Here is a 7408-nt window from a genome sequence, read left to right as displayed (position 1 = left end):
TGATGGCGAGGAACTCCGGCGTGCGCGTCTCGCCCTTCGCGATGTCCCTCTCGATCAGGGTGAAGCGGTGACCGAGCTGGGAGAGGAGGAGGCGGACCTTGTAGCCGTTGCCGGAGGGCAGGTAGTCGTAGAGCTTCATCATCGACGCGCCTCTACTACGGTTGCGCGGGCGCGGGAATGTCGCTTCTCCCCTCGTGGAAAACGGCCCGCCCGGGCATCAGGCGAGAAGGAGGCGGAGCGGCCGCAGCGTGCGCTTGCGCACGCTGATCGTCGTGAGACCCATGCAACCCACGCAATGCCGCAGCTCCGGAGGGAGATCAACCGCGGCGCATGCCTCGAGCAGGAATGCTCCTTGCCGGCGTGCATCCCGTTCGCCTAAGGTCCCCTGCGATGGCCGATGTCGGCGTCTACCTCCCGCAGGTCGGCCTCGCCTGGGACGACCTCCGCGCCCGCGTCGTCGCGTGCGACCGTCTCGGCATCCACTCCGTCTGGTTCATGGACCACCTCTATCCGCCGGGGCTGCCGAAGGTGCCGTCCTTCGAGGCGTGGACGACGGCGGCGGCGCTCGCGGCGGTGACCGAGCGGGTGCGCCTCGGGCACCTCGTGCTCGCGAACGGCTTCCGCCATCCGGCCCTCCTCGCCAAGATGGCGATCACGCTCGATCACGCGAGCGGCGGGCGGCTCGAGCTCGGCCTCGGCAGCGGCTCCTCGGCGCCCGAGTTCGCCGAGTTCGGCCTCGAGTTCCCGCAGGCGGCCGAACGCGCGGCGCGGCTCGCCGAGGCACTCGAGGTGGTCCGCCTCCTCTTCACCGAGGACGCACCCTCCTACGACGGCCGCCACTACCGCCTGCGCGCCGCGCCGAGCCTGCCGCGCCCATTGCAGCGACCGCACCCGCCGATCCACGTGGGCGGGGCGGGCGAGACGCACACCCTGCCGGTCGTCGCGCGGCACGCCGACGTGTGGAACTGCCCCACCTACGCGCTCGCCGAGCTGCCGCGGAAGCTCCAGGTGCTGCGCCGCAACTGCGAGCGCATCGGCCGCGACCCGGCGACCCTGCGCGTCACCGAGGAGGCGGTGCTCGCGCTCGTCCCGACGCGCGCGCGGGCGGACGAGGCACGTGCGCTCGCCGAGCGCCGCTTTGCCGGGCCCGGCTGGGGCTTCGCGGCCGGCGGATACTGCGGCACGCCGGACGAGATCGTGGCGCGCATCCGCGCGCGCACGCGGCTCGGCATCCAGGGCTTCGTCTTCTTCCTGCACGACCGCGGCGAGCCCGAGACGCTCCGCCTCCTCGCCGAGGAGGTGGCCGCCGCCGTGCGCGACCTCTAGGAGGCGGTCCTAACCGCCGAGCTCGAAGAGCACGAACGTCCCGCCGCACGGACGGGCCACGGCGCGAGCGTCGGCGGGCGGTGCCCACGGCGGGCGGATCCACGCCGGGCGCGTGAGCCAGAGGCGCGCGCCCCTCCGGCGGGCGAGCGCGAGCGCATCTTCCGGGTCCGTCGTCGGCGGGACGAGGGCGCGCCCGCGCGCGCCGTACGCGAAGCGCCCGTCGACGGCGACCAGGGCCTGGCCCGGCCCGTAGTGCTCGAGCACCAGCCGGCTCACCTCGCGCGAGCAGGCGGCGTCGAAGGGGTGGCTCACCCAGAGCGCCTGCACGACGAGCGTCATCCCGAGCGCGATGGCCGCGACGCGCGCGCGGCGGCCCAGGCGCTCGCCGAGCGCGAGGAGGCCTGCAGCCGTCGCCGGCAGGAAGAGCGGGACGAGCGGCACGGCGTAGCGCGGGCTCGGGTTCAGCGCCAGCGGGAGCGCCGTGAACCAGGCCGCGACGGCGAGCGGCCAGCGCGCCGCCCCGATGCCCAGCACGAACGGGACCAAGCACGGCGGTCCGAGCGCCGTCGCGTCGTAGAGCACCTGCCGCGCCCCGCCCCCCGCGAGGCGGGCGAGGAGCGCCCCCGGGCTCCGGAGCGCGGCCTCGGCGAGTGTCGTGGCCCCCGGAACGCCGCTCAGCAGCGCGACGCGCGCCTCGCGCGGCGAGAGCCCCCAGTGCCCGCTCGCCGCGTGCAGCGCGAGCAGCGCCGGCGCCATGAGGACCACGGCCGCACTGGCATAGAGCACGAGGGTGCCGAGGCGCTCGCGCCGGAGCCGCCAGAGGCCGAGCGGCAGCAGCAGGACGCCCTCCGGCCGCGCCAGGTAGGCCGCGCCCGCGAGCGCCCCGGCGACGCCTGCCCCGCGCGCCGCGAGCCAGGCGAGGAGGAGCGCTCCGGCGAGCGTCTCGGGGAGGACCTGCGCTGAGGCCTTCACGAGCGCCGGGTGCACCGCGGCGACCAGGGCCGCGGCGTCCGCCTGACGCTCGCCCACGAGGCGCCGCACGAGCGCGTGGACGAGCGGTAGCGCGGCCAGGCCGGCGAGCAGCGCCGTCGCGCGTCCGGCGAGCTCGAGCGGGAGCCCGGTCGCCGCGAGGCCGGCCACGGCGGCGGGATAGAGGGGCGAGTAGTAGCCGCCGAGCACCGCCCGAACCCTCCCGTCGAGCAGACCGCTCGCCAGGTCCAGGTAGGCGGGCCCGTCCGGATGCATGAGCGGAGCGCGCAGGAGGCGCGCGACCCGGAGGACGGCGCCCACGGCGAGGGCGACGGCGAGCGCACCGCCGGGGCGCGGCTTGCCGCGGGGCGGCATGGACGCGGACCGTAGGCGCCGGCGCGGAACGAGGCAAGCCAGGGCGCGCCGGCCCTCACGCTTCCCCGGGACTTGACGGGCGCCCGTTTCGCGCCCAGCAATGGGACGTGACACGCAAGCGCAGATTCGTCATGAGCCTTGCGCTGGCGGTCGCGGTCGCCCCGGTCCTCGCCGCCGAGCGCGACGAGCCCGCCGCGCCCGGGATGGAGCAGCGGCCGCTGGAGGCGCCGGCTCCGCCGGTGACGTCGCCCGTCCGCGAGATGCTCAAGAGCCTCGAACGCCTGCGCCTGCATCCGGGACAGGACGCCCTCGACGTGGCCGAGACCGCGCGCAAGCGGCCGGAGCCGCACGCGGACTCGCACTAGCGCGCGCGCCGCCGAGCCAAGGAGATCGGCGCGTCACCTCGACACCCGGGGGGACGCGGTGCTAGGAGGCGGCGGATGGCGCCGTCTCTCTCGCGGCGCGCGGTGCTGCGCGGGTTGGGGGCGTCGGCCGCGAGTCTGGTGTTCCCGCTACGGACGGGGGCGGTGACGGCGAGCGATCCCCCCGTGGTGTGCGAGGGCTATCGGCCGCGCGTCGCGACGGGATGGGTGCCGGCCGGTGAGCCGGGGGCGCTCGAGCGAGCGGTCCGGCGGGTCGTCGATGCGGCGACCGACTTCGCCTGGCTCGCCCCGGGCGACCGCGTCCTCGTCAAGGTGGCATCCAGCTCCGGGAGCCGCTTTCCAGCCACCAGCTCGCCGGCCGCGCTGTTCGCGCTGGCGCGGCTCCTCTACGCGCGCGGCGCGGGCACGGTGTCGGTCGGCGACCAGGCCGGCGTGCACCTGGTCCACCACACCCGCGATGAGCGCAGGGGCTCGACCCGCGAGCTGATGCAGCGGAACGGCCTCTGGCCCGCCGCCCGGGCGGCGGGCGCGGTGCCGCTCGCCTTCGAGGAGAGCGGCTACGACGCCTACCTGGCCGAGCGCGTCCCGGGCGGCGGCCACTGGCGCGGCGACGTCTTGGTCGCGCGCGCGGCCGCCCAGGCGGACCACATCGTCTATCTGCCGCGCGTGAGCCATCACACGCTCGCCTTCGCCACCCTCGGTCTCACGCTCGGCGTCGGCTGGCTGCGCGAGGACAGCCGCCTCGAGCTGCACCGCGACGCCGACTCCTTCGCGGAGAAGTACGCGGAGGTGAACCGCCTGCCGGCGATCGCCGGCCGCCTGCGCCTGGTCGTGACCGACGCCACGGCCGTGCAGACGACCTTCGGCCCCGACTTCGGCTACGTGGCGCGGCCGGCCGCGGGCCTCGTCCTCGCCTCGACGGATCTCGTGGCGCACGAGTTCGTCGCCCACCGCTGGCTCGCATGGACGCGCGCCGAGGCGACGCACGGCGCCTCGCCCCACTGGCTCCTCGACGGGGTCTACCGCCACGCGAGCCTGGCGAACCGCTGCCTCGTGCAGATGGTGTGGGGCCACGGCGAAGCCGTGCGCACGAAGCCCCTCGCGGCGCCGCGGGTGCGCCGGCCACTCGACGACCCGGCCCTCGCCCACGCGTGCCGGGCGCGCGGCGGGGTGCCGGAGGCGCTCGCGCTCGAGTGGGTGGACCGGACGCCGGGGCCGCCGGGGGCGGGCGAGTTCCTGGCGGCCCGCCCGCGCGCGGTGCCAGCGACGCTTACATGAGCCAGGTCTTCGCCGGCGTGCGCGTCATCGAGGTCGCGCAGTGGTGGTTCGTGCCCGCGGCCGGCGCCGTGCTCGCCGACTGGGGCGCGGACGTGATCAAGATCGAGCACCCGATGAGCGGCGATCCGCAGCGCGGGCTCGTGACCTCCGGCCTCGTCCCGCCCACCGGCGGCGTCAACTTCATGGTCGAGCAGCCGAACCGCGGCAAGCGGAGCGTCGGCCTCGACCTCGGCCGCCCGGCGGGGCGGGACCTCCTCTATCGTCTAGTCGAGACGGCGGACGTCTTCCTCACCAACTTCCTCCCCGCGGCGCGGCGGCGGCTCGCGATCGAGGTCGACGACCTCCGGCGCGTCAACCCGAGGATCATCTACGTGCGCGGCCACGGGCAGGGCGCGCGCGGTCCCGAGCGCGAGCGGGGCGGGTACGACGCGGCCTCGTTCTGGTGCCGCGGCGGAATCGCGAACGCGCTCACGCCGCCCGGCGCCGGTGCTCCGGTCATGCAGCGCGCTGCGTTCGGCGACTCCGCGGGCGGCATGACGGTCGCGGGCGGCGTCGCCGCGGCCCTCTTCCACCGCGAGCGCACGGGCGAGGCGGCGGTGGTCGACGTGTCGCTCCTGGGCACGGCGATGTGGATCATGGCGCCCGACATCATCGCCACGAGGCTCCTCGGCATCGACCTCCCCGTCTCCGACCGCACCCAGCCGCCGAACCCGATCGTCAACAGCTACCGCACCCGGGACGGACGCTGGCTCTTCCTGAACATGCTCCAGCCCGACCGCTACTGGCCCGATCTCTGCCGGCACCTCGGCCGCCCGGACCTGATCGCCGACCCGCGCTTCGCCGACGGCCGGGCGCGCTTCGAGCACCGCGCCGAGTGCGTGCGCGAGCTGGACGCGATCTTCGCCGCCCGCACGCTCGCCGAATGGCGCGGCGCGCTCGCCGACGCCGAGGGCGTGTGGGCGCCGATGCAGAGCGCGCGCGAGCTGGCCGAGGACCCGCAGGCGGTCGCCAACGGGTACCTGCCCCAGGTGGACCGCGGCGACGGCACGCCCTTCGCGCTGGTGGCGAGCCCGGTCCAGTTCGACGAGACCGCCCCGGCGCTCCGCCCGGCACCCGAGCTGGGACAGCACACCGAGGAGGTGCTGCTCGCGCTCGGTCTCTCGTGGGACGAGATCGCGGCGGCGAAGGAGGCGGGCGCCATCCCGTGACGATCGTCGAACCGATCGTCTTGGAACAGGGCGCGAGCGCGCGCAGGATGCGGTCCCGGCAACGGACGCTCTGACCTGGGAGGCAGACATGGCGGAACGGACGCTCGGCGTGGTGCTCTTCCCCGGCTTCGAGCTGCTCGACGTGTTCGGGCCGCTCGAGGCGTTCGGCGGCCTGCCCGGGCTCTTCCGCGTGGTGCTGGTCGCCGAGCAGAGCGGGCCGGTCGCGAGCGCGCAGCAAGTGCGCGCGGTCGCGGATCACGGCCTCGCCGACTGCCCCCGCCTAGACCTGCTCCTCGTCCCGGGCGGGATCGGCACGCGCGAGGAGGTCGAGAACCGCGCGCTGCTCGACTGGCTCGCGCGCCGCGCCGCCGAGGCGGAGATCGTGGCATCCGTCTGCACCGGCGCCGCGCTCCTCGCGCGCGCGGGCCTCCTCGACGGCCGGCGCGCGACCACCAACAAGGCCTTCTTCCAGTGGGTCGCCGACCACGGCCCACACGTCGCCTGGGTCAAGGCCGCGCGCTGGGTGGACGACGGGAAGTTCGTCACCTCCTCCGGCGTCTCGGCCGGCATCGACATGGCGCTCCACGTGATCGCGCGCACCTGCGGCCGCGAGGTGAGCGAAAACGTCGCGCGCGCCATGGAGTACGAGTGGCACACCGACGCGGACTGGGACCCCTTCGCGAAGGTGTGGGGCCTGGTCTAGGAGGCCGTCCTAGGCGAGCAGCCCCTTCCCCGGCACGTGGTTCACCTCGAGACGGGTCCCACCCGGGTCCTCGAACAGGACCGAGTAGTAGCCGGGCGCCCACGGGCCGTCTTCCGGCGGGTGAACGATCTTCGCACCGATCCCGACCAGGAACTCGTGCACGGCGTCCACGTCGGCCCGCTCGCGGGCGCGGAAGCACACGTGGTGGAGCCCGGGGTGGAGCTGCACGAAGCGCTCGTCGCGCCAGCGGTCCTCGGCCTGGACGATGCCGACCGCCGTCCGCCCGCCCACGCAGTAGAGGAAGCCGTCGGCCTTGAGGACGGGCCGGAGGCCGAGGAAGCCGAGCAGTTCCTCGTAAAAGGGCAGGCAGGCGTCGAAGTTGCCGACGGTGAGCATGACGTGGGCGATTCCGTTGACTTCCAAGCCAGCCGTCCCATGACACGGCGCTACGGCTACGTCCAGGGAGCCGTCCTGCACGCGCTGGGAGCCCGGCTCCCGGGCGCACCGGGAGCGGCGGTGAATCGAGGGGGCGCACCTGCATGCACCAACGGATGCGGAAGGCCAGACTGACTGCGCTGGCCCTAGAAAATAGCTGTGTGCCCGAAAAATCGGGAGGGGAAGGCCAAGCGACGGCGCATCAACAGCCAGCCTTCGCCGGGTCGCGCGCCGCGCACTCCCTTCAGCAGGCGAATCTGCCGCCCGCGGAGATGGGGCTCGGGAGGAGGGCCCGGGGGCGGTAGGTCGAGACCTGGAGGGCCGTTGGAAGCCCTCCGATGCGGCGGCCCGAGCCAGATCTCGCGACGGGCGGCCTTCGGGGAGGCTCTGGCGCGTTCGGGCCGCCGAATTCGTCAACAATGGCGGGTAGCGCATGTGCCATGTGCGAGATAGGGCCGCCACGACCTGGACCCTCAACCCGATCCGCCTGTTTGCCGGCCGCGGTAGCGGACGGCCTTCGAGGAGGCCCGGGCCAACCATCCATTTTCTTGTGGACAGCAGCACAGCCCTTCGAGTAGCTTCCGCTGTGCCAAACCGAAAGGCACCTTACGAGGAGTCTGATGAGGCAAAGACGAAACCAGCGGGCGCAGGCCCTCGTGGAGACGGGCCTGGTAATCGCGCTGTTCGTAATCGTGGTGCTGGGGATGATCGAATTCGGCTACGCCTTCATG

General features: G+C 74.3%; 9 protein-coding genes. 6 read left to right on the top strand and 3 right to left on the bottom strand.

Annotation, left to right across the window (positions count from 1 at the left end; genetic code table 11):
- A partial coding sequence (locus E6J59_06400) for a glutathione S-transferase family protein (GenBank protein ID TMB21176.1) occupies positions 1 to 142 on the bottom strand: 142 nt, incomplete at its 3' end.
- 203 nt (positions 143 to 345) lie between these two features.
- Between E6J59_06400 and E6J59_06395 the strand changes: the two genes are divergently transcribed.
- A complete protein-coding gene (locus E6J59_06395) occupies positions 346 to 1326 on the top strand; it encodes an LLM class flavin-dependent oxidoreductase (GenBank protein ID TMB21178.1) in 981 nt (326 codons plus the stop codon).
- Between the two features lie 9 nt (positions 1327 to 1335).
- On the opposite strand, the gene E6J59_06390 is transcribed toward E6J59_06395, so the two are convergent.
- Positions 1336 to 2670 carry a hypothetical protein gene (locus tag E6J59_06390; protein TMB21175.1) on the bottom strand — a complete coding sequence of 445 codons (1335 nt, stop codon included), beginning with the start codon at positions 2668 to 2670 and terminating at the stop codon, positions 1336 to 1338.
- A gap of 131 nt (positions 2671 to 2801) precedes the next feature.
- Here E6J59_06390 and E6J59_06385 point away from each other — a divergent pair, with 131 nt between their 5' ends.
- The 4 genes from E6J59_06385 to E6J59_06370 all read left to right on the top strand — a co-directional run bounded on the left by E6J59_06385 (position 2802) and on the right by E6J59_06370 (position 6242).
- Positions 2802 to 3035: a hypothetical protein gene (locus E6J59_06385; GenBank protein TMB21174.1), complete on the top strand. Its 234-nt coding sequence runs from the start codon at positions 2802 to 2804 to the stop codon at positions 3033 to 3035.
- Between the two features lie 75 nt (positions 3036 to 3110).
- Entirely contained in the window at positions 3111 to 4331 is a 1221-nt protein-coding gene (locus E6J59_06380) for a DUF362 domain-containing protein (protein ID TMB21173.1), read from the top strand.
- The gene (locus tag E6J59_06375; protein ID TMB21172.1) at positions 4328 to 5539 is read left to right on the top strand and encodes a CoA transferase; all 1212 of its coding nucleotides are present in this window, start codon (positions 4328 to 4330) and stop codon (positions 5537 to 5539) included. The genes E6J59_06380 and E6J59_06375 overlap by 4 nt, the downstream gene beginning before the upstream one ends.
- Before the next feature lie 88 nt (positions 5540 to 5627).
- Complete coding sequence (locus E6J59_06370; GenBank protein TMB21171.1) at positions 5628 to 6242, top strand: DJ-1/PfpI family protein; 615 nt, start codon at positions 5628 to 5630, stop codon at positions 6240 to 6242.
- Between the two features lie 9 nt (positions 6243 to 6251).
- Here the strand turns inward: E6J59_06370 and E6J59_06365 are convergent, their stop codons facing one another.
- Positions 6252 to 6638, bottom strand: coding sequence for a VOC family protein (locus tag E6J59_06365; protein ID TMB21177.1), 387 nt, complete (start codon positions 6636 to 6638; stop codon positions 6252 to 6254).
- A gap of 659 nt (positions 6639 to 7297) precedes the next feature.
- On the opposite strand from E6J59_06365, the gene E6J59_06360 reads away from it, so the two are divergent.
- Positions 7298 to 7408 (top strand): pilus assembly protein (locus tag E6J59_06360; protein ID TMB21170.1); only part of this gene is annotated, 111 nt, incomplete at its 3' end.

The organism is Deltaproteobacteria bacterium, assembly GCA_005879795.1.
In the GTDB taxonomy this organism is placed as follows: domain Bacteria; phylum Desulfobacterota; class Binatia; order DP-6; family DP-6; genus DP-6.
This window is presented reverse-complemented; position numbering and strand designations above follow the sequence as displayed.

What these genes read in the sequence shown, in the direction of transcription:
- E6J59_06395 (TMB21178.1), top strand. Translation starts at nt 346, where the DNA reads ATGCTCCTTGCCGGCGTGCATCCCGTTCGCCTAAGGTCCCCTGCGATG.
- E6J59_06390 (TMB21175.1), bottom strand. Translation starts at nt 2,670, where the DNA reads ATGCCGCCCCGCGGCAAGCCGCGCCCCGGCGGTGCGCTCGCCGTCGCC.
- E6J59_06385 (TMB21174.1), top strand. Translation starts at nt 2,802, where the DNA reads ATGAGCCTTGCGCTGGCGGTCGCGGTCGCCCCGGTCCTCGCCGCCGAG.
- E6J59_06380 (TMB21173.1), top strand. Translation starts at nt 3,111, where the DNA reads ATGGCGCCGTCTCTCTCGCGGCGCGCGGTGCTGCGCGGGTTGGGGGCG.
- E6J59_06375 (TMB21172.1), top strand. Translation starts at nt 4,328, where the DNA reads ATGAGCCAGGTCTTCGCCGGCGTGCGCGTCATCGAGGTCGCGCAGTGG.
- E6J59_06370 (TMB21171.1), top strand. Translation starts at nt 5,628, where the DNA reads ATGGCGGAACGGACGCTCGGCGTGGTGCTCTTCCCCGGCTTCGAGCTG.
- E6J59_06365 (TMB21177.1), bottom strand. Translation starts at nt 6,638, where the DNA reads ATGCTCACCGTCGGCAACTTCGACGCCTGCCTGCCCTTTTACGAGGAA.